At 43.6% G+C, this 23,947-nt stretch carries 21 protein-coding genes; all 21 read left to right on the forward strand.

Translation table 11 applies throughout. The annotated features are described in order from the left end of the window. Nucleotides 1–73 precede the first annotated feature (73 nt). The 21 genes from murB (at nt 74) to BN1765_RS08430 (ending at nt 23,947) form a co-directional block, all read left to right on the forward strand. Complete coding sequence (murB, locus tag BN1765_RS08330) at nt 74–985, forward strand: UDP-N-acetylmuramate dehydrogenase (protein WP_050614682.1); 912 nt, start codon at nt 74–76, stop codon at nt 983–985. A 484-nt stretch (nt 986–1,469) separates the two neighbouring features. Next, complete coding sequence (mraZ, locus tag BN1765_RS08335) at nt 1,470–1,901, forward strand: division/cell wall cluster transcriptional repressor MraZ (RefSeq protein WP_050614683.1); 432 nt, start codon at nt 1,470–1,472, stop codon at nt 1,899–1,901. 58 nt (nt 1,902–1,959) lie between these two features. Further along, nucleotides 1,960–2,892: a 16S rRNA (cytosine(1402)-N(4))-methyltransferase RsmH gene (gene rsmH / locus BN1765_RS08340; RefSeq protein WP_050614684.1), complete on the forward strand. Its 933-nt coding sequence runs from the start codon at nt 1,960–1,962 to the stop codon at nt 2,890–2,892. A gap of 58 nt (nt 2,893–2,950) precedes the next feature. Then, on the forward strand, nt 2,951–3,301 hold the full coding sequence (gene ftsL, locus BN1765_RS08345) for a cell division protein FtsL (RefSeq protein ID WP_230199575.1): 351 nt from the start codon (nt 2,951–2,953) through the stop codon (nt 3,299–3,301). Next, nucleotides 3,301–5,493 carry a penicillin-binding protein gene (locus BN1765_RS08350; RefSeq protein ID WP_050614686.1) on the forward strand — a complete coding sequence of 731 codons (2,193 nt, stop codon included), beginning with the start codon at nt 3,301–3,303 and terminating at the stop codon, nt 5,491–5,493. The genes ftsL and BN1765_RS08350 overlap by 1 nt, the downstream gene beginning before the upstream one ends. Before the next feature lie 149 nt (nt 5,494–5,642). Further along, nucleotides 5,643–7,556, forward strand: a complete 1,914-nt coding sequence (locus tag BN1765_RS08355) for a stage V sporulation protein D (RefSeq protein WP_050614687.1) — start codon at nt 5,643–5,645, stop codon at nt 7,554–7,556. A 220-nt stretch (nt 7,557–7,776) separates the two neighbouring features. After that, on the forward strand, nt 7,777–9,246 hold the full coding sequence (locus tag BN1765_RS08360; protein ID WP_050614688.1) for a UDP-N-acetylmuramoyl-L-alanyl-D-glutamate--2,6-diaminopimelate ligase: 1,470 nt from the start codon (nt 7,777–7,779) through the stop codon (nt 9,244–9,246). Nucleotides 9,247–9,412: 166 nt separating this feature from the next. Further along, nucleotides 9,413–10,390, forward strand: a complete 978-nt coding sequence (gene mraY / locus BN1765_RS08365) for a phospho-N-acetylmuramoyl-pentapeptide-transferase (protein ID WP_050614689.1) — start codon at nt 9,413–9,415, stop codon at nt 10,388–10,390. Beyond that, the gene (murD, locus tag BN1765_RS08370) at nt 10,390–11,742 is read left to right on the forward strand and encodes a UDP-N-acetylmuramoyl-L-alanine--D-glutamate ligase (RefSeq protein ID WP_050614690.1); all 1,353 of its coding nucleotides are present in this window, start codon (nt 10,390–10,392) and stop codon (nt 11,740–11,742) included. The genes mraY and murD overlap by 1 nt, the downstream gene beginning before the upstream one ends. A gap of 232 nt (nt 11,743–11,974) precedes the next feature. After that, nucleotides 11,975–13,075 carry a stage V sporulation protein E gene (gene spoVE / locus BN1765_RS08375; protein ID WP_050614691.1) on the forward strand — a complete coding sequence of 367 codons (1,101 nt, stop codon included), beginning with the start codon at nt 11,975–11,977 and terminating at the stop codon, nt 13,073–13,075. A 256-nt stretch (nt 13,076–13,331) separates the two neighbouring features. Then, a complete protein-coding gene (murG, locus tag BN1765_RS08380; RefSeq protein ID WP_050614692.1) occupies nt 13,332–14,429 on the forward strand; it encodes an undecaprenyldiphospho-muramoylpentapeptide beta-N-acetylglucosaminyltransferase in 1,098 nt (365 codons plus the stop codon). Nucleotides 14,430–14,643: 214 nt separating this feature from the next. After that, nucleotides 14,644–15,471 (forward strand): cell division protein FtsQ/DivIB, encoded by an 828-nt coding sequence (locus BN1765_RS08385; protein WP_050614693.1) that lies wholly within the window; start codon nt 14,644–14,646, stop codon nt 15,469–15,471. A 532-nt stretch (nt 15,472–16,003) separates the two neighbouring features. Further along, the gene (ftsA, locus tag BN1765_RS08390; RefSeq protein ID WP_050614694.1) at nt 16,004–17,299 is read left to right on the forward strand and encodes a cell division protein FtsA; all 1,296 of its coding nucleotides are present in this window, start codon (nt 16,004–16,006) and stop codon (nt 17,297–17,299) included. Between the two features lie 38 nt (nt 17,300–17,337). Continuing rightward, nucleotides 17,338–18,498: a cell division protein FtsZ gene (gene ftsZ / locus BN1765_RS08395; RefSeq protein WP_050614695.1), complete on the forward strand. Its 1,161-nt coding sequence runs from the start codon at nt 17,338–17,340 to the stop codon at nt 18,496–18,498. Nucleotides 18,499–18,719: 221 nt separating this feature from the next. Next, nucleotides 18,720–19,640 carry a sigma-E processing peptidase SpoIIGA gene (spoIIGA, locus tag BN1765_RS08400; protein ID WP_050614696.1) on the forward strand — a complete coding sequence of 307 codons (921 nt, stop codon included), beginning with the start codon at nt 18,720–18,722 and terminating at the stop codon, nt 19,638–19,640. Nucleotides 19,641–19,698: 58 nt separating this feature from the next. Continuing rightward, the gene (sigE, locus tag BN1765_RS08405) at nt 19,699–20,418 is read left to right on the forward strand and encodes an RNA polymerase sporulation sigma factor SigE (RefSeq protein ID WP_050614697.1); all 720 of its coding nucleotides are present in this window, start codon (nt 19,699–19,701) and stop codon (nt 20,416–20,418) included. 279 nt (nt 20,419–20,697) lie between these two features. Further along, the gene (gene sigG / locus BN1765_RS08410; protein ID WP_050614698.1) at nt 20,698–21,477 is read left to right on the forward strand and encodes an RNA polymerase sporulation sigma factor SigG; all 780 of its coding nucleotides are present in this window, start codon (nt 20,698–20,700) and stop codon (nt 21,475–21,477) included. A 142-nt stretch (nt 21,478–21,619) separates the two neighbouring features. Continuing rightward, the gene (locus BN1765_RS08415; protein WP_050614699.1) at nt 21,620–21,895 is read left to right on the forward strand and encodes a PRC-barrel domain-containing protein; all 276 of its coding nucleotides are present in this window, start codon (nt 21,620–21,622) and stop codon (nt 21,893–21,895) included. Nucleotides 21,896–21,956: 61 nt separating this feature from the next. Next, the gene (gene pgeF / locus BN1765_RS08420) at nt 21,957–22,781 is read left to right on the forward strand and encodes a peptidoglycan editing factor PgeF (protein WP_050616715.1); all 825 of its coding nucleotides are present in this window, start codon (nt 21,957–21,959) and stop codon (nt 22,779–22,781) included. Further along, complete coding sequence (locus BN1765_RS08425) at nt 22,778–23,458, forward strand: YggS family pyridoxal phosphate-dependent enzyme (RefSeq protein WP_050614700.1); 681 nt, start codon at nt 22,778–22,780, stop codon at nt 23,456–23,458. Before pgeF ends, BN1765_RS08425 begins: the two co-directional genes overlap by 4 nt. A gap of 15 nt (nt 23,459–23,473) precedes the next feature. Continuing rightward, complete coding sequence (locus BN1765_RS08430; RefSeq protein WP_050614701.1) at nt 23,474–23,947, forward strand: cell division protein SepF; 474 nt, start codon at nt 23,474–23,476, stop codon at nt 23,945–23,947.

A 23,947-nucleotide genomic window follows, 5' to 3' on the forward strand; every position in this document is an offset into this window, starting at 1 on the left:
TTTGAATATACCTAGGGGAAGTTGTTACAATAGATTAAGGTTTAAAGAGAATTAAGAAAAAGAGGAACGATACGTGAATACAATCGATTTATACAACAAGTTGACACAGAGAATATCGACAGACCGAATTCAATATGATGCATCGCTTCAACCTTATACATTTACCAAAACGGGCGGGCATGCCGATCTCTTAGTTTTTCCAGAATCCTATGAAGACGTTAAGGAGGCAAGCGCTTTTGCCAAAGAATACAGCCTGCCTTTCACTATATTGGGCAACGGCTCTAATCTAATTATCAAGGATGGCGGCATCCGTGGCGTTGTCGTTATTTTGACAAAGCTGAATGCCATTACTGTCAAGGGCGAGTTTATTACAGCACAGAGTGGAGCCGCAATCATTGATGTGTCGAAAGCTGCTTTGGAGCATCAATTGACGGGATTGGAATTTGCATGCGGTATTCCAGGAACTGCAGGAGGGGCTTTGTATATGAATGCCGGCGCATATGGCGGGGAAGTCAAGGATGTACTGGAAAGCGCGGTTGTGATGGATGAAAATGGATCTATACGAACATTGAAAGCGGATGAGTTCGATTTTGGCTACCGCACAAGCGTATTCGCCAAGCAAAACCTATGTGTGCTTGAAGGCACATTCCGCTGCCAAAAAGGCAATCCTGCCGCTATTAAAGCAAAAATGGATGAATTGACTGAACTGCGGGAAAGCAAGCAGCCGCTTGAATACCCATCTTGTGGCAGTGTGTTCAAACGGCCTCCCAATCATTTTGCCGGAAAGTTAATCCAAGATAGCGGCCTGCAGGGCTACCAAATTGGCGGCGTCCAAGTTTCAACAAAACATGCCGGTTTTATGGTCAATGTGGAAAATGGAACTGCGAGCGATTATATTGCCCTTATCAAACATGTTCAGAAAACCGTTCAAGATCGCTTCGGCGTTTTGTTGGAAACAGAAGTAAAAGTGATCGGCGAAGATTGAAGATGAAACCAGGCTGTCTGATTAGACAGCCTGGTTTTTTTATCCCATTTTAACTGGCGCTAGGTCCCCTATTCACAAGAGACGAAAAAAGTGTAAATGGGAGGCCAAGCGCCAGTATGAATCCTATTGAAAAGGTGGAGATGAATGCCCCGCTTATCAACCACCTTATATGGGTGGTTTCAGTTGGCATTCTAGTGGAAATATCATAGGCGGATCGTCTTGTGTGCAGATAGCCTTTTCATGAATAAAGCAAGGTTCTTATCTGGGAAAAAGTCTACAAATGGTGAGCAATATGGACCAAATCTGTGCACTACCCCTAATATATTCCTTAAAGTACCAGGTTTTCTTAGGAATTACTGATGATTTTTGGAGAATTGCAAAAAAATTGTTTAAAGGGAATTAGGCAGTGGAAAAAGAATACTAAAATTTGTGGAGAAAAGTGGGGGGATGTGGTACATTAAAACTAGAAAGTGGGGTAGTGGGAATGTTCATGGGTGAATACCATCACAACGTTGACATAAAAGGCCGTTTGATCATCCCTGCTAAATTCAGGGAAGAGCTTGGAGATAACTTTGTCATCACCCGCGGACTAGATCAATGTTTATTTGGTTACTCAATGGACGAATGGCGTCTCATAGAAGAGAAGTTGAAAACATTGCCACTAACTAAAAAAGATGCTCGCGCTTTTACGCGTTTTTTCTTTTCAGGCGCGACAGAATGTGAATTGGATAAACAAGGAAGAGTCAATATTCCAACCCCGCTCATGAAGTATGCAAAATTGGAAAAAGAATGCGTTGTACTAGGAGTTTCCAATCGAATTGAGATTTGGAGCAAGCCGCAATGGGAAGACTATTTTACAGCATCGGAAGATTCGTTTGCGGAGATTGCTGAAAACATGGTGGGATTTGATCTCTAGCCCATTGCAAGTCCAACAAGAGAAGCAGCATTAACAAGATCGATTGGAGTGAACGTTTTTGTTCAAACATGTTACCGTATTATTAAAAGAAACCGTCGATGGACTACAGATTAAGCCTGATGGCGTTTATGTTGATTGTACTTTGGGAGGGGCAGGGCACAGCTCGTATTTGCTTTCCCAGCTTTCAGACAAAGGCAAACTATATGCGTTTGACCAGGATGAGACAGCGATAAGAAATGCAAAAGAAAAGCTGAAGGAATATGGTGATCGCGTAGAATTCATCCAAAGTAATTTTACATATATTGAGGAAGAGTTGGCTGCAAGAGGAGTAGTGGAAGTGGATGGCATCCTGTATGACTTGGGTGTTTCTTCACCACAATTGGATACGCCGGAAAGAGGCTTCAGCTACCAGCATGATGCGCCATTGGATATGAGGATGGACCAAAGATCTGAACTTTCAGCATATGATGTTGTCAACAAATGGCCCTATAATGATCTTGTCCGGATTTTCTTTCAATACGGAGAAGAGAAGTTCTCAAAGCAAATAGCCAGAAAAATCGAAGCAGCACGCGACATTAAACCGATTGAAACGACTTTTGAGCTGGTTGAATTAATAAAAGAGGGTATTCCCGCACCAGCAAGGCGAAAAGGGGGACATCCAGCCAAAAGGATCTTTCAAGCCATCAGAATTGCAGTCAATGATGAATTGAAAGTGTTTGAAGAATCACTGATGCAGAGTATTGGTCTGCTTAAAAAGGGTGGACGGATATCAGTCATTACTTTCCACTCGCTTGAAGACCGCATCTGCAAAAGCGTATTCAAAAAACAGAGCGATATGCCAGAATTGCCGCCGGGGCTTCCGATTATCCCTGAAGAATTCAAACCGGTTCTTAAACTAGTAAACCGTAAGCCAATATTGCCGAGTGAAGAGGAATTGGAAAACAACAACCGTGCGCGATCTGCCAAATTAAGGATAGCTGAAAAACAATAAAAATATTGGCGCGCTGCCAATGAAAAGACTAATATGTGGAGGGGAATAAAATTTGAGTATGTTAGCAAGAAAGATCGCCGCTGATAATCATCAACATGAACAATCTCAAACGGTCACCACAGTAGTTGTGCATAAAGCGAAGGTAACGTTGGGAGAGAAAGTCCTTGTAGTCGCCTTTGCTTTGCTGCTGGCGGTTGCAGCCGTTAAAATAATTTCTAATCAATACTCATTGTATAGCATCAATAAAGATATCCAAAAAGCGGAAAAATCCGTTGATGAGCATGTAAAACAAAATACCGATCTTAAGATCCAAGTCAGTGAATTAAGCCGATATGAACGGATTTGGGAAAAGGCGTCCCAAATGGGTCTGACTCTTGATGAGAACAATGTTAAGGTTGTGCAGAAGTAATGAAAAGCAAGAATATAAATGTGGGAGCAGCGATTCTTTTTATCATTTTCGGTCTGCTCTTTTTTCTATTAGCGGGCAGGTTTTTATACATTCAAATCACCGGTAAGGTGGACGGTGAGGTACTGGCTGCAAAAGCAAAGGAAAAAATTATGAAGCATCAAGTGATCGAGGCGAAACGGGGCAGCATTTTGGACCGCAATGGCAGTGTGATAGCGGAAGATACCTCTACCTATAAATTGGTGGCCATCTTGAGCAAAAAGATGACCATCGATCCCAAGGAACCGAATCACGTTGTAGACCCTGAGGAAACGGCGAGTAAGCTTGCCAAGTATATCGATTTGGACGAGTCCGCTATCCTTAAGATCCTCAGCAATAAAAAGGCTTTTCAGGTGGAGTTCGGTATTGCGGGCCGGGATATTTCACCGAGTGTGAAAAAGAAAATAGAAGCGCTTAAGCTGCCGGGCATTACATTTGAGAGGGAAACAAAAAGGTTTTATCCGAATGGGATCTTTGCTTCCCATGTAGTCGGTTATGCGGAGAAGCAATTGAATGAGGAAGAAAATGAATCGCAAACAACCGGCAAGCTAGGGTTGGAGAAGATGCTGAACAGTAAGCTGCAAGGGAAAAATGGGTACCTGAATTTTGAAAGTGACCGCTGGGGCTTCCTTCTTCCCGATAAAGAAAAGAAAATTACTCCTGCTGTCGATGGGCAGAATGTAGAATTGACGTTGGATAAAAAAATTCAGACATTCTTGGAAGATTCGCTGACAAAAGTCCAAAAGGAATATAATCCGAAAAAGTTGTACGCGATTGTTTCTAATCCAAAAACAGGAGAAATCTACGCGATGAGCCAAAGGCCAACATTCAATCCTTCTACGAAAGAAGGGTTAGACAAAACATGGCAGAATCTTTCCATAGAGGAGAATATTGAGCCAGGTTCAACGATGAAGGTATATACATTGGCGGCTGCAGTGGAGGAAGGCGTATTTTCGCCGAATGCCACCTTTGTTTCCAAGCCATACAATATGCCGGGCGGGCATCCTAAAGATCATAGCGGGATCCCAATTGGCACTACTTTGACATATCTTCAGGCTGTACAACGGTCATCGAATGTCGGATTTGTCAAGATCGCTCTGGAACAGCTTGGGACTGAACGGTTCAGAGAGTATTTGACCAAATTTGGATTTGACAAAAAGACAGGAATTGATCTGCCAAATGAAGTCGATGGTGAAATTTTGTTCAATAAAAAAATTGAGCAAGCCACCACTGCATTCGGACAAGGGTCGGTCATCACACCGATCCAGCAAATGCAAGCTTTTTCCGCTATAGCGAATGAGGGGAAAATGATGAAGCCGTACGTCATAAAAAAAATTACAGATGCTGAAGGAAGCACAGTTGAAGAAACCAAGCCGACTGTTGCAGGAACACCGATTTCGGCTAAAACAGCGAATACTGTCCTGGGCTACCTGGAAACGGTTGTTTCTGACGAAAAAGCAACCGGCACCGCCTATGCTTTGGACGGTTACAAGGTTGCGGGCAAGACTGGGACTGCGCAGATTCCGGGACCCGACGGAAGATATTTAACAGGGCGCAATAACTATCTGTTTTCCTTCATAGGGGCTGTGCCGGCTGAGAATCCTCAGTTGACTATGTATATCGCGATGCAGCAGCCGGAATTGCCGGCTGATAAGACGGCAACCGACGGTATGGCTGCCATCTTTAAGCCGGTTATGCAAAATGCGCTTCATTATTTGAACATTAAACCAGCGGATCAAAAAAGCAAAAAAGTTGATAAGATTATCGACTATACTGACCAAAATGTTGTAGAGGCGCAAGAGGACCTTAAGAAAAAGGGATATGAAGTCAGCGTTTTCGGAAAGGGCACAAAAGTGGCCGGTCAGGCGCCTGCAGAAGGTGCAACACTGATTGAAGGAGAACGCATCATTCTTAAAACGGACGGCGATGCGACCATGCCTGACGTCACTGGATGGTCTTTGAGGGATGTTATGAAGGTGGCCAATCTGGTCGGCATGGATTTGAATACGACCGGCAGCGGCTATGTGATCAAGCAAAATATCAAACCTGGCCAAGTAATCAAAAAAGGGGACTATTGCATTTTACATTTCAGTCCGCCTGAGGAAACAGCAGCCAATCAAGATAAACCTACAACAGAAGATCAAGTATATGATTGACGATCATCTATTAACAAAAAGCATGGACCGATTTTAGGCCCATGCTTTTTGTTATCCATACAAACCGGCAGAAGGACTAATGCGAGGCATGTTCTATGACCGTCTGTACAAGCATATATTTTGGATAGCATGTACCGGAGGTGTTGGAAGTGCGCGTTTCAAATGTGACAGTCCGCAAGAGATTGCTGATCTTTTTTTTGATAGGCATATGTGTTTTTATATTAATTGACTTACGTTTAGGCTACGTCCAGTTTTATCTCGGCAATTTATTGACGGGAAAAGCAAAAGACTCGTGGAGCCGCGATATTCCTTTTGAACCGAAGCGAGGGGAAATCGTGGACAGGAACGGAGTCGCTTTGGCCACCAATTTAAGTGCGCCCACTGTCTATGTGGTTCCTCGGCAAGTGACCGATCCGAAGGTCACCGCTGAGAAACTTGCTGCTGCGTTGAATATGAAGCAGAGTGATGCTTATAAGGAGATCACTCAGAATTCATCCAATGTCAGATTGAGCAAGGGCCGGAAGATTTCCCACCAAAAGGCCAAAGAAATTAAGGCGCTCAATCTGAAGGGAGTATATATCGCTGAAGATTCCATCCGCTATTATCCTTTCGGGAAATACCTATCGCATGTTTTGGGATTCACCGGCATCGACAATCAGGGGCTGATGGGCGTGGAACTAACCTATGACAATGAGCTTAAAGGAAAGAAAGGGCATGTCCAGTTCTATGCGGATGCCAAAGGGAAGAGACTGGAGAACATGGCGGACGACTTTAAAGCCCCTGTCAACGGAAAAAATTTGCAATTAACCATTGATAATCGGATCCAGACCATTATGGAGAGAGAAATGGATATTGCCCAGGCAACTTATAATCCGGACGGAATGATCGGCATCGCCATGAATCCGAACACCGGTGAAATCTTAGGGATGGGAAGCAGGCCGACATTCAATCCTTCCGAATATCAGAGTGTCTCTTCTGAAGTCTATAACCGCAATCTGCCGGTTTGGAGCACATATGAGCCGGGGTCTACCTTCAAGATCATCACACTAGCGGCGGCTTTGCAGGAAAATAAGGTGAATTTAAACAATGACACTTTTTTCGATTCAGGTTCCGTTAAGGTTGCCGGAGCAAACCTCCATTGCTGGAAGCGTGGGGGGCATGGTTCGCAGACGTTTCTTGAAGTTGTCCAGAATTCCTGTAACCCAGGTTTCGTAGAGCTCGGCAATCGCCTAGGAAAAGATAAGCTCTTTTCTTATATCAAAAAGTTTGGATTCGGCCAGCGTACAGGAATCGACCTGGCAGGTGAAGGGACAGGGATTCTGTTTGATTTGAAACGGGTGGGACCTGTGGAACAGGCTACAACGGCATTCGGACAAGGGGTGTCGGTAACGCCGATCCAGCAGGTGACAGCCGTATCGGCAGCCGTTAATGGCGGCACTCTATATACACCGTATGTTGCCAAGCAAATAGAAGACCCGGTTTCAGGGAAAGTGACCATGAGAAAAACGCCGAAAGCAAAGCGGCAGGTCATTTCGGCCGATACATCAAAGAAAGTTAGGGAGGCTCTAGAAGCTGTCGTCGCTAAAGGCTCCGGAGGCGGAGCATATATCGAATCCTACCGGGTAGGAGGCAAGACGGGAACCGCTCAAAAGGTAAAGGACGGCCATTATCTTAAAAACAATTATATTGTATCGTTCATCGGATTTGCGCCAGTCGATGATCCCCAAATCGTTGTATATATAGCGGTGGATAATCCAAAAGATACCACCCAATTCGGCGGAGTGGTCGCAGCGCCCATTGTCGGCAACATACTGAAGGATTCCTTATTGGCGATGGATGTGAAGCCAAGAAAAGGCGGCTTGGATAAAAAGAAAAAATGGGATGATCCAGTTTTGGTCGAATTGCCGAATGTTGTGGGTATGACCAGGGAAGAATTGGATACACAACTATTGAATGTAAAACTGGACGTATCCGGCAAAGGCGATAAAGTCGTCAAGCAGTCTCCCGAAGCAGGAGTGAAGGTGAAAGAAGGTGCAACCATCCGCATTTATTTGGGAGATTGACTTTTTATACATTTGATTTGTACAAATTAAGTGCCAACCGAAAGCAGCTGTTCTGATTCAGCTGCTTTCTTCAATATATGTTCCATTATCTAGGAAAAATAGGACCCTGAGGGGAAGGCATATGTAATTTTGCGAAGATATTGCACTCTACACATAGAAAACTTCTCTGATTTACGGTATGATAAATAATGTTTGAAATAAAGCTAGAGGAGGTTGAAAAATGAAACTACATACACTGCTTTCATCGTTGTCTGCATATACGGGTGATATCAGTCAAAATCCAATTATTACTTCCATAGAAAACGACAACCGGCTTGTGAAAACCGGCAGTCTATTCGTATGTGTGAAGGGTTATACAGTAGATGGTCATGATTTTGCTGCTTCTGCGGTAGCGAATGGAGCGGCTGCGGTTGTTGCAGAAAAACCACTGGACCTTCAAGTGCCTGTTATTATTGTCAGGGACACATCCCGTGCCATGGCCATATTGGCAGACCGTTTCTATCAACATCCTACGCAAAAATTAAAATTAATTGGCATCACTGGGACAAATGGAAAAACGACAACCAGTCATTTAATTGAAAAGTTATTGCAAGATGACCATAAGAAGACCGGCTTAATTGGCACAATGTATACCAAAATAGCCGATCAAGTGCTGGAGACGAAGAACACGACCCCTGACAGTGTGACACTGCAAAAAACATTCAATGCTATGGTCGAAAATAAAGTGGAATGTGCAGTCATGGAAGTTTCTTCGCATGCTTTGGAATTGGGAAGAGTCCACGGTTGCGATTACGATATAGCTGTATTCACTAACTTAACGCAAGACCATTTGGATTTCCATAAAACCATGGAAAACTATAAACACGCTAAAACGCTATTATTCTCTCAATTGGGGAATGCATACAGCGATAGCCGAAAAAAATATGCTGTTATTAATGGTGATGATCCTGCCAGTCCGGATTTCATCCATTCGACGGCTGCCCACGTAGTAACATATGGAATCGACCAGGATGCGGATGTGCGGGCAAAAGATATAGCTATCACATCATCAGGCACCCGGTTTATCCTTTCGACAGCTACAGAGGAAATGCCAATCGAGTTGAAGCTTATCGGCAAGTTTTCCGTTTATAACGTATTGGCTGCCGTTTCTGTCGGACTTTGCCTAGGCATGAAATTGGAGCAAATTATTGCATCTCTTGAAGAAGTCAAGGGAGTGCCTGGACGATTTGAGTTAGTAGATGCCGGACAGGATTTCACAGTGATCGTCGACTATGCCCATACACCTGACAGTTTAGAGAATGTTCTTCGGACCGTGAACGAGTTTGCCAAAGGGAAAACTTATGTGCTTGCCGGTTGCGGCGGAGACAGAGACAAATCGAAACGTCCAATTATGGCGCGTATCGCTTGTGAGCTGGCTGACGTTCCGGTCTTCACTTCCGATAATCCAAGAAGCGAAGTGCCTGAAGAGATACTGAAGGATATGGAAGAGGGAGTCAAAGGGAAAGACTACCGGGTGATCGTTGACCGGAAAGAGGCGATTGGCTGGGCGGTCGGCCAGGCAGAACGCGATGATGTCATCCTTATTGCCGGAAAGGGACACGAAACCTATCAGGAAGTGAACAAGGTCAGACATCACTTTGATGACCGTGAAGAAGCAAGAGAAGCCATCCTTTCAAGGATGAAAAAATAATAGCATGTAGAATACATGCCGATAATATAAATGAGTGTGAATGAATGGTTATGATACAAACAGGTACAGAGATAAAGCTTTTTGATCAAAAAAGAGGCAATCAATCGCCAAAACGTACAGGACTATGTAAATCGTTTGACGCACTAGGAAAGGGAGTCAAAAAAGAATGATGGAGCAAGGAATATTTTTTACAATACTAACAGGGTTTTTCATTACCGTACTATTATCTCCTGTTTTTATTCCTTTTCTAAGACGCTTGAAGTTTGGCCAGAGTATTCGTGAAGAGGGACCGCAATCGCATAAAATTAAATCAGGTACGCCGACAATGGGAGGACTAGTCATTCTGCTGTCTATCGTAGCTACTACATTATTCATGGTAGCAAAATACGATAGCATATCTACGAATACCTTTTTATTGCTGTTTGTAACGGTAGGCTTTGGATTACTGGGCTTTCTGGATGATTACATCAAGGTTGTTAAGAAACGCAACCTTGGGTTGACATCTATGCAGAAGCTGATCGGGCAAATTGTGATTGCAATCATTTTTTACTTTATTTATAAAAGTACAGCGGGCTTCACTCCTGAAATCGGAATCCCGGGAACAGATCTGTCGCTCAATGTGGGCTGGCTTTATGTAGCTATCATTATTTTCTGGCAGGTCGGGTTCTCGAATGCCGTCAATCTGACAGATGGATTGGATGGTCTGGTTTCCGGTACAGCTTCAATCGCATTTGGAGCTCTTGCTGTACTTGCTTGGAATAACGGACAATATGATGTTGCCATCTTCTCGATTGCAATTGTCGGGGCATTGCTAGGCTTCCTGGTGTTTAACGCTCATCCTGCAAAAGTATTTATGGGAGATACCGGATCGCTTGCTTTGGGAGGCGCGCTTGCCACTGTGGCGCTAATGACAAAAACTGAATTGCTGCTGGTCATCATCGGAGGTGTCTTCGTCATTGAGACATTATCGGTAATCCTGCAAGTTGCCAGCTTTAAGACAAGGGGAAAACGAATTTTCAAAATGAGTCCGCTCCACCATCACTATGAGCTATCCGGTTGGTCTGAATGGCGCGTGGTCGTGACATTTTGGACGGTAGGTTTATTGCTGGCGGTTTTAGGAATATATATTGAGGTGTGGTTATAATGAAAACTCCGGATACATTTTTACACAAGAAAGTATTAGTTCTCGGACTGGCCAAGAGCGGTGTCAGCGCTTCGCTGTTGCTTCATGAATTAGGCGCATTCGTTACGGTCAACGATAAAAAGCCTTTATCGGAGAATCCGGAAGCGCAAGGGTTGCTGGAGCAGGGGATCAAAGTAATCTGCGGCGACCATCCGCTTGAATTGCTTGATGAGGGCTTTGAGCTGATTGTTAAGAATCCCGGCATCCCTTACAGCAATCCGCTTATCGAGGGGGCGGTCCAAAAGGGCATCCCAGTATGGACTGAAGTGGAGCTGGCCTATCGAATCAGCGACGCACCGATCATTGGCATAACAGGGACGAACGGAAAAACAACAACCACTACCCTGATATTTGAAGTATTGGAGGCAGCAGGGCTGAATCCGCTCATCGCCGGGAACATCGGTACGGTTGCTTCTGGCGTGGCAATGGAAGCGAAGAGCGACAACACGATTGTCATGGAATTGTCTTCATTTCAATTGATGGGCATCGATGCATTCAAGCCGAAGATAGCGCTCATCACGAATCTGTATGAAGCGCATCTTGACTATCATGGCGATTTTGAGTCATACTGCGAGGCCAAAAGCCAAATCACTAAAAATCAGACGGCTTCAGATTATTTTGTGTATAATGCCGACCAGGAGAAGGTACAGGAAATCGCCCGGAAATCATCAGCTGCATTGGTTCCTTTCTCTACACATCAAGTGGTGGAGGACGGCGCGTATCTTCAGGATGGAGCAGTGATGTTCCGTGGAGAGAAGATTATCCAAATTGGAGATATTGTCCTTCCGGGCAAGCATAACCTCGAAAATATATTGGCGACTGTGGCCATCTGTAAGTTGCAGGGGGCTGATAACGGGGCGATCCGCAAAGTGCTGACCACGTTTCAGGGAGTGCGCCATCGCCTTCAATTCATAGCTAATGTAGACGGCCGCAAATTCTATAACGACAGCAAGGCGACAAATATCCTTGCCACGAAGAATGCGTTGGCTGCTTTTACACAACCGACAATCCTTCTTGCCGGTGGCTTGGACAGAGGCAATGAATTCGACGAATTGATTCCTTGCCTTCAACATGTGAAAGCGATTATCACGTTCGGACAAACTGCTCCTAAAATCGAACGCGTCGCCAAGGAAGCGGGTATATCCGTCATCAAGCGTGTCGATACTGTAAAAGAGGCTGTTCCGGTAGCATTTGGGCTTTCAGAAGAGGGCGATTGTATATTGCTTTCCCCGGCTTGTGCAAGTTGGGACCAATATAAAACTTTTGAAGTCCGCGGAGACATTTTTGTGGATGCTGTGCATAAGCTTATATAAGAGCTTGTCCAGTGTTATAGATTGATCAGCAATCGGATTTCTTGCATGTTTCGTAATCCATGCCGATCATAATACTTGTTTCATGAATAGGCTTAACAACCAACAAGAGCATTGCGTATGAACATATGGGCATCATTCTATGTTTTTATGTATGCTGGCCCTGGCTATTGGTTGCTAAGCCTTTTTTTCGTACAAGGTACAGGCTCTAATATGATTTACAGAGGTGTATAACTTGCGCGCTAAAAAACACAATCCTGATCTGCTATTGCTGATTATCACGCTTACCCTGCTCTCGATCGGTTTGATCATGGTCTATAGCGCCAGTGCCATCTGGGCTGCCTATAAATTTAATGATTCCTTTTTCTTCGCTAAACGACAGTTATTATTTGCGGGCGCAGGAGTTGTCGCCATGTTTTTCATCATGCAGATTGATTATTGGACTTGGCGTAAATACTCAAAAATGTTCCTGATCCTATGCTTCGTTTTGCTGGTGGCTGTCCTGATTCCCGGTATAGGAATGGAGAGGAACGGTTCGCGGAGCTGGATCGGTGTCGGGGCATTTTCCATACAGCCATCCGAGTTCACGAAGTTGGCAATGATTGCGTATTTGTCCAAATTCCTGTCTGAGCAGCAGAAACACATTACAACGCTCAAGAAGGGGCTTTTCCCTTCGCTGGGTTTAGTTTTCCTGGCTTTCGGCATGATTATGCTCCAGCCCGACCTTGGTACCGGCACTGTCATGGTAGGTACATGTGTAGTGATGATTTTTGTAGCAGGGGCGAGGATCAGCCATTTTATGTGGCTCGGTATCATAGGCCTCGGTGGATTTGTGGCTCTGATTGCGTCTGCTCCATACAGAATAAAAAGGATTACTTCTTATCTTGATCCATGGGCGGATCCTCTGGGGAGCGGCTTTCAGATGATTCAATCGCTCCTTGCGATTGGCCCTGGGGGGTTGTTCGGATTGGGGCTTGGCCAAAGCAGGCAAAAGTTTTTCTATTTGCCCGAACCACAAACAGATTTCATCTTTGCCATATTATCGGAAGAACTCGGATTTATTGGCGGCAGTTTTGTCATTCTGCTTTTTGCCTTGTTGTTATGGAGAGGCATCAGAATCGCAATTGGCGCCCCGGATTTATACGGCAGCTTCCTGGCTGTCGGCATTATCAGTATGGTTGCTATCCAGGTGATGATCAATATTGGTGTAGTCACCGGATTGATCCCGGTAACGGGCATTACGCTTCCATTTCTAAGCTATGGAGGTTCTTCACTTACATTGATGTTGATGGCGATTGGAGTTCTCCTGAATATCAGTAAGCACTCCAGATACTGACTTTGGGCCTCTTTGTTATTCGGGAGGTTCTTTCTTGTATGGGCACTAGAAAATTTTGTTGGAAAAATAGAGAATTATTCACTTTGAAAAAAACAGGATCGTTGTTATACTATTAGCTTGTAACACAAGCAAATGAGAGCGGCCTGAAACGTGAAGAATCAATCTTCTAAATAGGTTTGCAATATAGTAAAATAGGGTAAAGCACATTGCGTGATGCATTTTGCATGAAGCGTAAGTACAAGTATGAGGTGAAGGAATGAAGATAGTCATTAGCGGCGGGGGAACGGGCGGCCATATATATCCGGCACTCGCATTGATAAGGGAAATACAGAAGAAGCATAGCGATTGTTCTTTTTTGTATATAGGAACGGAAAAGGGGCTTGAAAGCACTCTTGTTCCGAGAGAGAACATCCCTTTTAAAAGCATACATATTACAGGATTCAAACGTAAATTATCTTTTGAAAATATCAAGACAGTCATGCGCTTCTTAAAGGGAGTCAGCGACAGCAAAAAAATGCTTAAGGAATTTAAAGCTGACGTGGTGATCGGCACAGGTGGGTATGTTTGCGGACCTGTCGTTTATGCTGCTGCCAAACTTGGCATCCCGACTATCATCCATGAGCAGAACAGCGTACCGGGATTAACGAATAAGTTTCTTAGCCGTTATGCGACTAAAGTGGCGGTTTGCTTCGAGGAAGCAATTTCTTTATTCCCGAAAGAGAAAACGGTATTGACAGGGAATCCCCGCGCATCCGAAGTCTTGTCTTTTTCAGGCAAGAAGGGATTGAAGGCGCTTGGCCTAGATGAAAAGAAAGCGACCGTTTTAGTCGTCGGAGGAAGCCGCGGAGCCCGCCCAATCAATGAAGCAGTCCTGAAGACCATGGCAGAAATCGGTGAAAAACCGTACCAAATGGTATATGTAACCGGAGAGGTCCACTACGATAAGGTTATGGAAGAAATGAAGTTGATTGGAAATCCAGCGAATGTAGTAGTTAAGCCTTTTATCCACAATATGCCGGAAGTGTTGGCAGGGGTGGAACTTGTGATTGCGAGATCAGGGGCTACCACGCTGGCTGAACTGACAGCGCTGGGCGTTCCGAGTATTCTGGTGCCGAGCCCATATGTGACCAACAATCATCAAGAGAAAAATGCCGATACTCTTGTCAAAAAAGGCGCGGCTGTAATGATATTGGAAAAAGAGCTGACAGGCGCCAAATTGATCGCAACATTGGATGAATTATTAGTATCCGCAAATGAATTGGATCGGATGAAAAAAGCTGCTAAAAGTCTGGGAATGCCGGATGCGAGTGAGCGTGTATATCAGCTTATGCAACAAATAACGGCCAAAAAGTAACATGGGATTGACTAAAAAAAGAAGTGACTGTGATGACCTGAGCACTTTACAGTGACAGGTCATTTTCTGTATATCCTTTAAAATAAAAAGAGGGCTCATTCATTTCACATAGAAATATACCAAAATATGTTATAAAATATACGTACATTAAGCATTCGGCTGTCTGTTAGGACGGGTGCTGAAAAGGGATGTAACCAATAAAGAGGTGAAGAGAATGGAGAAAGGAAAGGTCGTTTCTTTAGAAGACCGAATTCCGAAACTAAAACAGCGCAGAAAGAAGAAAGCAAATCGAAGAGCGATCTTCCTATTATCTTTTTTCTTCCTATTGCTCATTCTTGTCTTGTATTTTCTCTCTCCATTAAGTAATATTGGCTCGGTTTCAGTAAAGGGAAATCAATATGTTACCGATGAGGGCATTATAGAAGCCAGCGGCCTGAGCAGTGATACAAGCATTTGGAAGATGAAATCCAGTGCAGTGGAAGACAGAATTAAGGCATTGCCGGAAGTGAAGAAAGCAGATGTTTCCATAAAACTGCCAAATAAAGTAGTTATTAAAGTGGAAGAATACAACCGTTTGGGTTATTTGGTCAAAAATGCTAAATATTATCCGATACTATCCAGTGGGAATTACCTAGATCCTCTCGATAAAGGAGAGGTGCCTATCCACGCACCATTGCTGATCGGCTTTAAAAAAGGGAAAGAATTGAAATCAATGGTGGATGCATTATCCAAGCTGCCTGAGGAAATAAACAATGCGATTTCGGAAATCCATTACGAACCGGTTAAAAGTGACAAATATCATATCCGCATGTACATGAACGATGGTTATGAAGTTACAGCTACTTCAAAAAGCGTAGCGGACAAGCTCATTCATTATCCTGCCATCGTTGCACAATTAGATCCGAAAATAAAAGGTGTCATTCACTTGGAGGTGGGTTCTTATTTTGAAGAATATAAGTCTTCTAGCAAACTTTCTGATGATCAAGAAGAGAAGGATCGCGAGGAAGGAAAGCCGCCGGCAGAGGGAAATGGCGAGAACTGATTAGGGAGTGGACCAATTTCCTAATTCACTGTTAAATTGGGATTCATTTGGATTAATATCCAGACTATTGAATGATTTTATAAAAAAAGCCTGTTTAAAGGCATAAATTTTAGGTGGAAGTGGAAAGGAATAAATGGGCGACTAATTAAATTAATGTTACTAAAATGATAATTTTATTTAATTTATGTTTTATTCGCATTTTCACCGCAAAATTAGCTTTTCTCGTGTTACATCTTAGTGTAGACTTGTAATTAACAGCATATTTATTTAGATTGATAGAGTTTTATCAAAACTGTGTTGTTTATAAGTTTATGGTGTTAGCTTATTCACTGATTATAATGACGTATACTTATATCGTACATTTTACCTAATATGGATATTTGGATATCCTAATAGAGGGAATGTACTTCTGGTGACGAATTGATACATAACGTGTTACGCTAACGATTTAAAAGAATTCTATTGCAGGATGATAAAAAGTTTATTGTAAAAAGTGTTTTTATATAATTTCTCAATAAGGAGGTGCCATGGGATGAACAGCAACGAAATTTATGTTAGTCTTGACATCGGTACATCCAGTGTAAAAGTAATCATTGGCGAAATGGTACATGACAACTTTAACATACTAGGTGTAGGCAATGTTAAATCAGCTGGATTGAGAAAAGGTGCGATTGTCGATATAGACGAAACAGTTCATTCAATCCGCAAAGCTGTAGAAGAAGCAGAAAGAATGGTAGGATTAGAAATTAGGAAAGTGGTAGTGGGCATCAGTGGCAATCATGTCCTTCTTCATCCTTGCCACGGGGTGGTGGCCGTTTCAAGCGAAAATAAGGAAATTACGCAGGAAGACGTGCTGCGCGTCAGAGATGCTGCAGAAGTGATGACCATCCCATCCGACCGGGAAGTGATCGACATCATACCGCTTCAGTATAAAGTGGATGAACTGGACGAAATCAACGACCCAAGAGGGATGATCGGCGTCCGCCTGGAAATGAAAGGAATATTGATTACCGGATTGAAAACCCTGTTACATAATACCCTGCGCTGTGTCGAAAAAGCCGGCCTTGAGATTGTCGAGATTGCTTTACAGCCACTTGCAGCCGGTTCTCTCGTTCTTTCTCGCGATGAAAAAGAATTGGGGGTCGCTTTGATTGATATCGGCGGAGGTTCTACCACTGTCGCTATTTTTGAAGAAGGGCATATGGTATCTTCTTTCGTTATTCCCATTGGCGGTGAAATGATCACGAAAGACTTATCCATTGTACTCCGTACGACTATGGAAGATGCAGAAAAGCTAAAATTGAAACATGGACATGCTTTTTATGATGATGCGTCTGAAGAGGAAATCTTTGAGGTGCCTATTATTGGCAGCAATCAAAAACAGCCATGCAACCAGTTGATGCTAGCCGAGATTATCGAAGCCCGCTTGACCGAGATTTTCGAGATGGTCAATGACCAATTGAATAAACAGGGATTCAGAGATATGCCTGGTGGCTTTGTGCTTACTGGCGGAGTTGTTAAGATGCCCGGCGTGTTGGAGCTTGCCCAATATGTCCTGCAAAACCGTGTTCGCACGGCAGAGCCGAACTATATCGGTGCAAGGGAGCCACAATACACGACAGCAGTCGGTTTAATCAAATATGCATGCCAAAAAGAAAGATACCAGGGAGTTTCATACGGAAATTCTGCGGTTCCACAATCTGAAAGACAAGAAAAGCGTCAAAACAATCAGACTGAAATGGTACCAGTTAGAGAAAAACAATCGAAAGACCCAAAGGAAAATGGAAAAGGAAAATTCAAAAAACTGTTGGGTTATTTCTTTGAATAAGTAAAACCAAGGAATCTAGCGGAATTAGGAGGATTATCATGTTAGAGTTTGAATCTAATTTAGACGCATTGGCGTCGATCAAAGTAATTGGCGTTGGCGGCGGCGGCAACAACGCTGTAAATAGAATGATTGAACATGGGGTCCAAGGGGTGGACTTCATTGCCGTTAATACAGATGCCCAAGCATTGAACCTATCAAAAGCAGAAGTGAAAATGCAAATCGGCAGCAAGCTTACAAGAGGCCTGGGAGCGGGTGCAAACCCTGAAGTGGGCAAGAAAGCTGCTGAAGAAAGCAGAGAACAAATTGAAGAAGCGCTTCGCGGAGCTGATATGGTATTCGTTACAGCTGGAATGGGTGGCGGAACAGGTACCGGTGCCGCTCCAGTAATTGCAGGCATCGCACGTGAACTGGGTGCATTGACAGTAGGCGTAGTCACTCGCCCATTTACCTTCGAAGGAAGAAAGCGGGCGACTCAAGCGCAGGGCGGAATCGCAGCGATGAAGGAATCAGTCGACACGCTAATTGTGATTCCTAATGACCGCCTGTTGGAAATTGTGGACAAAAACACACCAATGCTTGAAGCATTCCGTGAAGCGGATAATGTTCTTCGCCAAGGTGTTCAAGGTATTTCGGATTTGATCGCCACTCCTGGTTTGATCAACCTTGACTTCGCTGATGTGAAGACAATCATGAGCAACAAAGGTTCTGCATTGATGGGGATTGGTGTTGCATCAGGTGAAAACCGTGCCGCTGAAGCAGCAAAGAAAGCTATTTCTTCTCCATTGCTTGAGAAATCAATTGACGGAGCACAGGGCGTCCTGATGAATATCACTGGCGGCACTAACCTGAGCTTGTTTGAAGTTCAGGAAGCGGCTGATATTGTTGCTTCTGCTTCCGACCAGGAAGTGAATATGATCTTTGGATCAGTCATCAATGAGAATCTTAAAGATGAAATTATCGTAACTGTGATCGCTACTGGCTTCAATGAGACAGAAGAGCCTTCTAAACCGTCCAAGCCTAGCTTTGGACAGGTGAGACAGGCACCTGCCTCTAATCAAAACGGAAGAATGCAGCAGCCACAACAGCCGCAACAACCGCAGCCACAACGGGAACAGCAGGAACCTTCACGTCATTCTGCATCTCAAGTAGATGATACTCTTGATATTCCTACATTCCTTCGCAACCGTAATCGCAGATAACCGCGAATATCACAAAAAAGGGCAACACCACTAAGGTGCTGCCCTTTTTTGTGTGTAAAAGAAACACGAATATTCCCCATATCTTTTGCATAAAGTGAACAAGCACCGACAAAATCCTTAAAAAAAACTGTTTTTAATTGCTCAGGAACTGACACACTTTTCTTGCATGATTGCGCTATACTTCATAACAAGCCTAATATTTTCAGGTAGGGAGGTACCGGGTGGTTGCATATGTCGACCTTATTATTCTATTGAATTGGTTTTTTGATTGTCTGTTGCTATATTGGGCTTCTTTACTATTGAAAAGGAAAGTTTCCTATATTCGTATAGGCGTCGGCGGATTGGCGGGTGCAGCCTTGATTCTTTTGGCTTTTTCCCCTTTTTATGAGGTGGCCAATCTAGTGATTGTTAAAATAGGTGTCTCATTCTTAATGGTGCTTCTGGTATTTGGCTATAAAAGATGGTCCCTTTTTTTGAAAGCCCTGTCACTTCTGTATTTTGTGACATTTTTATCGGGAGGTATTTTGCTGGGGACACACTATTTATTTTCCTATCAGTTCATTGCCCCGGATAGTTATGTATTTTATGGACCCAAAAGTTATGGAGATCCTGTCAGTTGGCTGTTTGTCATGATCGGTTTTCCGGCGGGATGGCTATACTCGAGGAAAGTGTTTACTGGCCTAGAGGTGACAAATATGATGGCTGAAAGCATGATGGATGTAAAAATCCGCATTAAAGACCGTCTATTGGTATGCAGGGGATTGATCGATACCGGCAATCAGCTTTATGAACCTATTACGAATGCACCAGTGATGATAGCATCAGCTATTTCCTTAAGGAGCCAACTTCCACAAGATGTGCTAGAACTGATTGAAAAAGCCGGAGAAGCAGGAGATTTATCGCTTGCGAGCCAATCTGCTTGGGGTGCAAGAGTCAGGATTATCCCTTACAAAGTAGTCGGCAAGGACCAGCAGCTTTTGATCGCTTTCCGGCCTGATTGGATTGAGCTTTCTTCGGCTTCCGTTACAGGAAAAGTCACGAAGGGGCTGGTTGCCTTTACCATGCAGACATTATCCCATGATGATTGTTACCATTCCATTATCCATCCACGGATGCTTATTGAGCTTCAGCAAGTTTCATGAGATTCCCGCTTAATTACACTATACTCATTGATCAGTAATTTAGAAGGAGGAAACGCCTTTGAATAAGTTGATTTTCAGGTTGAAGTACTATTGGTATAAAATTCGTTTGAAGTTGGGCTGGAAGAGTGATGAGATTTATTATATCGGAGGCAGTGAAGCATTGCCGCCGCCGCTGTCCAAAGAAGAAGAGGAAGTCCTTATCCATAAGCTTCCTAAGGGCGACCAAACTGCCCGCACCATTCTGATAGAACGGAATTTGCGTCTAGTCGTTTATATTGCCCGTAAGTTTGAAAATACCGGCATTAACATTGAGGACTTGATCAGTATCGGTACAATCGGTTTAATCAAAGCCGTCAACACATTTAATCCCGAAAAGAAAATCAAGTTGGCTACATATGCTTCGCGATGCATCGAAAATGAAATCTTAATGTTCCTCCGCCGCAATAATAAAATCCGTTCAGAGGTATCATTTGATGAGCCGCTCAATATCGACTGGGACGGCAATGAATTATTGCTTTCTGATGTCCTTGGAACGGAAGATGATATTATTACAAAAAATCTGGAAGCAACGATTGACCGCAAGCTGCTGACCAAGGCACTCCATCAGCTCAACGATCGGGAAAAACAGATCATGGAGCTGAGATTCGGTTTAATGGGAGGGGAGGAAAAGACACAAAAAGATGTGGCGGATATGCTCGGCATTTCGCAATCGTATATTTCCCGCCTGGAGAAACGGATTATAAAGAGACTGAGGAAGGAATTCAATCGGATGGTGTGATTAGAGAAAGAAAGCCGCCAAGAGGATTTGAAAAAGGTGCAGTCGGAAGTCTTTGAACTACCTCCGGCGGCGCCTTTTTTGATGGATAAACAGATATTAATAGCTGTTTTTTATAAAAAAAAGAGTGGAATATATATAATCTGCAGCCATTGTTTCTGCCATTTTTAGAAAGGAAAATTATTATTTAGATATATTATTTGACGTGGCACAGTTGCATATTTTTTTCCTGCCGGGGAGATACTGTTTTTTGTACAGCACCCCTGTAAGGAGGTAGAATTTGTGTCGCGTAATAAAGTTGAGATTTGTGGTGTAGATACTTCGAAATTACCTGTTTTGAAGAATGAAGAAATGAGAAAATTATTTGCAGAGCTTCAATCTGGGGAACTTTCTGCTCGCGAAAAACTGGTGAACGGTAATTTGCGGTTAGTGTTAAGTGTCATTCAACGCTTCAACAATCGGGGCGAATATGTAGATGACTTATTTCAGGTAGGCTGTATAGGATTGATGAAATCTATTGATAACTTTGATTTGGGGCAGAATGTGAAGTTTTCGACCTATGCTGTACCGATGATCATCGGTGAAATCAGAAGGTATCTTCGCGACAATAACCCGATCAGGGTATCCCGTTCGCTTAGGGACATAGCGTATAAAGCGCTTCAGGTGAAAGAAAAATTGATGAGCAAAACATCCAGGGAACCTACCGCGGTTGAGATTGCCAAGGAATTGGATGTTACCCATGAAGAAATTGTATTTGCGCTGGATGCGATCCAGGATCCTGTCAGCCTGTTTGAACCGATTTACAATGATGGCGGCGATCCGATATACGTCGTCGACCAAATAAGCGATGAAAAGAATAAAGATACAAACTGGATTGATGAAATAGCGCTTAAAGAAGGCATGAAACGTTTGAACGACCGGGAAATGATGATTATCCGCAAGCGGTTCTTCCAAGGAAAAACGCAAATGGAAGTGGCGGATGAAATCGGAATATCCCAGGCGCAAGTGTCGAGGCTTGAAAAAGCGGCCATCAGGCAGATGAATAAAAATATCCAGCAGTAAAAACAGCCATCATACAATAATCAAAGACCATCGTAGCTGCCCGTTAAGCGAAGATGGTCTTTTATATTGGGCGACCGGCCCATACATCCCCGGTGAGAAGATGGCATATATTGAATCAAAAGCCAAAGGGGGTGGATGGATAATGGGAAAAATATCTGAAATCCAATTGAAGGATATTATAAACCTTCTCGACGGGAAGCGGCTTGGGACCTTGCAGGATTTGGTGATCGATACTCAAACCGGCCAGATTGAAGCGTTGATTGTTGCTACAAATGGAAAATGGCTGAATCTTTTTCACCGTGATGATGAGGTGATTATCCCTTGGCGCAAGATTAAGAAAATCGGAAAAGACATCATCTTTGTCGATTATTCCAACCCTAATGCCGAATTAAAATCTGATGAGGAAAAGCCTCGATAACACTATGATTGGCAAGCGTCCGTATGGTAAACTGATAAAAAAAACAAAGGAACGGACGAAAATGGAAGAAATCTTCAGTAAAAAGGACCAAACTTATTTTCATATTCCTGAATGGGAAAAAATGGACCCGTCACTGGTTGCCGGATTCACCACAAAAAATGGGGGAATCAGTGAAGGGGCGTTTTCATCCTTGAATACAGGGTATCATGTAGGGGATGAAAAAGAAGATGTTGTCAAAAATCGGACAATTGTAGGCAACAAAATCGGCATGCCTCTTGGCCATTGGGTCGGATGTGAGCAAACTCACGGAAAAGAAATTATAAAAGTCACAAAAGAAATGGCAGGAAGAGGAGCCTACGATTACGAAACGGCACTGAAAAACACCGACGGTTTATACACGGACGAAGAGGGTATTCTCCTCACGCTGTGTTTTGCCGATTGTGTCCCAATATACTATTTTGCGCCAAAACAGCGTTACATAGGAATTGTCCATGCCGGCTGGAAAGGAACTGTAAAAGGCATTGCAGGAGAAATGGCCCAGAGATGGATCAATGAGGGTGTAGAACCTTCCGATATTTTTGTTGCTATTGGCCCTTCCATTTGTGAAAAATGTTATATTGTTGACGATAAAGTCATTGGAGAAGTGAATAAAAGGCTGGAAGGCAAGGATAAAAAGCCATATAATTTAATCAAAGAAGGCCAATATTCATTGAATTTACAGCTATTGAATAAGCAAATAATGGAGAGTGCCGGCCTTAAGAATATAGCCGTTACAGAATTATGCACATCATGCGGACGGGAAGACTTCTTTTCTTACCGCAGAGATGCCGGAAAAACCGGCAGGCTCATGAGTTTCATCGGTTGGAAGGAGGCCGCGAGAAAATGAACGTAAAAGAAAAACGATCCCATATCGAGCACCGTATAGCGCTTGCCTGCCAAAAGAGCGGCAGAAACAGGGAAGACCTGCATATCATTGCTGTCACTAAATATGTAAGCCCAGAGCGGGCCCAGGAAGCGGTTGACGCCGGCCTTGCGCACCTTGGGGAAAACCGTCCGGAAGGGCTGCTTGAGAAACAGCATGCTATTACAGGCCAAGTAGAGTGGCATTACATAGGTTCCCTCCAGACCCGCAAGGTAAAAGAAGTCATCGATCATGTAGATTATATCCATTCGTTGGACAGGCTGTCGCTGGCTCAGGAAATCCAAAAAAGAGCCAACACAATAATAAAATGTTTTGTCCAAGTCAATGTTTCGGGAGAAGAATCCAAGCATGGGCTGCGCCCGGAAGAAGTGGTTCCCTTTATAGAGAGTTTACAGAGTGATGCCTTCAACCGCATCAGCATAGTCGGGTTAATGACGATGGCGCCGCTGACGGACGATAAAGAAACATTGCGGAATTGTTTCCGGTCACTCAAAAGCCTGCAGCTTACCGTTGCAGGAATGAATTTCGAAAAAGCGCCATGCACCGAGCTGTCTATGGGAATGAGCAATGACTATGATTTGGCGATCGAAGAGGGCGCTACTTTTATCCGTATAGGAACCGCACTAGTTGGTGAAGATTAAAGGAGGCAAAATAAAATGTCAATTGGATCCAAATTCAAATCATTTTTTGCGCTGGAAGATGAATATGAATATAGAGAAGAACGTGCGGAAGAAGAACCGCGCAAGGATATCCCTATGAAACCTGTTGCGAAAGGACAGGTTTCCAATTCGAATTCTAATCCAGCGCCCCCCCTTCCGCAAAATGTGGTTAGTCTGCAAAGCGTGAATAAAACATCCAAGGTTGTTTTGTTTGAACCCCGCGCTTATTCGGATGCACAGGAAATCGCTGATCACTTGAAAAACCGCAAAGCGGTGGTGGTCAATTTGCAAAGTATTTCGCACGAACAAGCAAAACGCATTGTGGATTTCTTGAGCGGCACAGTGTATGCTATTGGTGGAGATATTCAAAAGATAGGCACGAACATATTCCTGTGCACGCCTGATAATGTGGATGTGACTGGCAATATTTCAGGCCTTCTTCAGGATAACAATGAAGATTTAAGGTGGTAA

Source organism: Bacillus testis, assembly GCF_001243895.1.
Taxonomy (GTDB): Bacteria; Bacillota; Bacilli; order Bacillales; family DSM-1321; genus Bacillus_AD; species Bacillus_AD testis.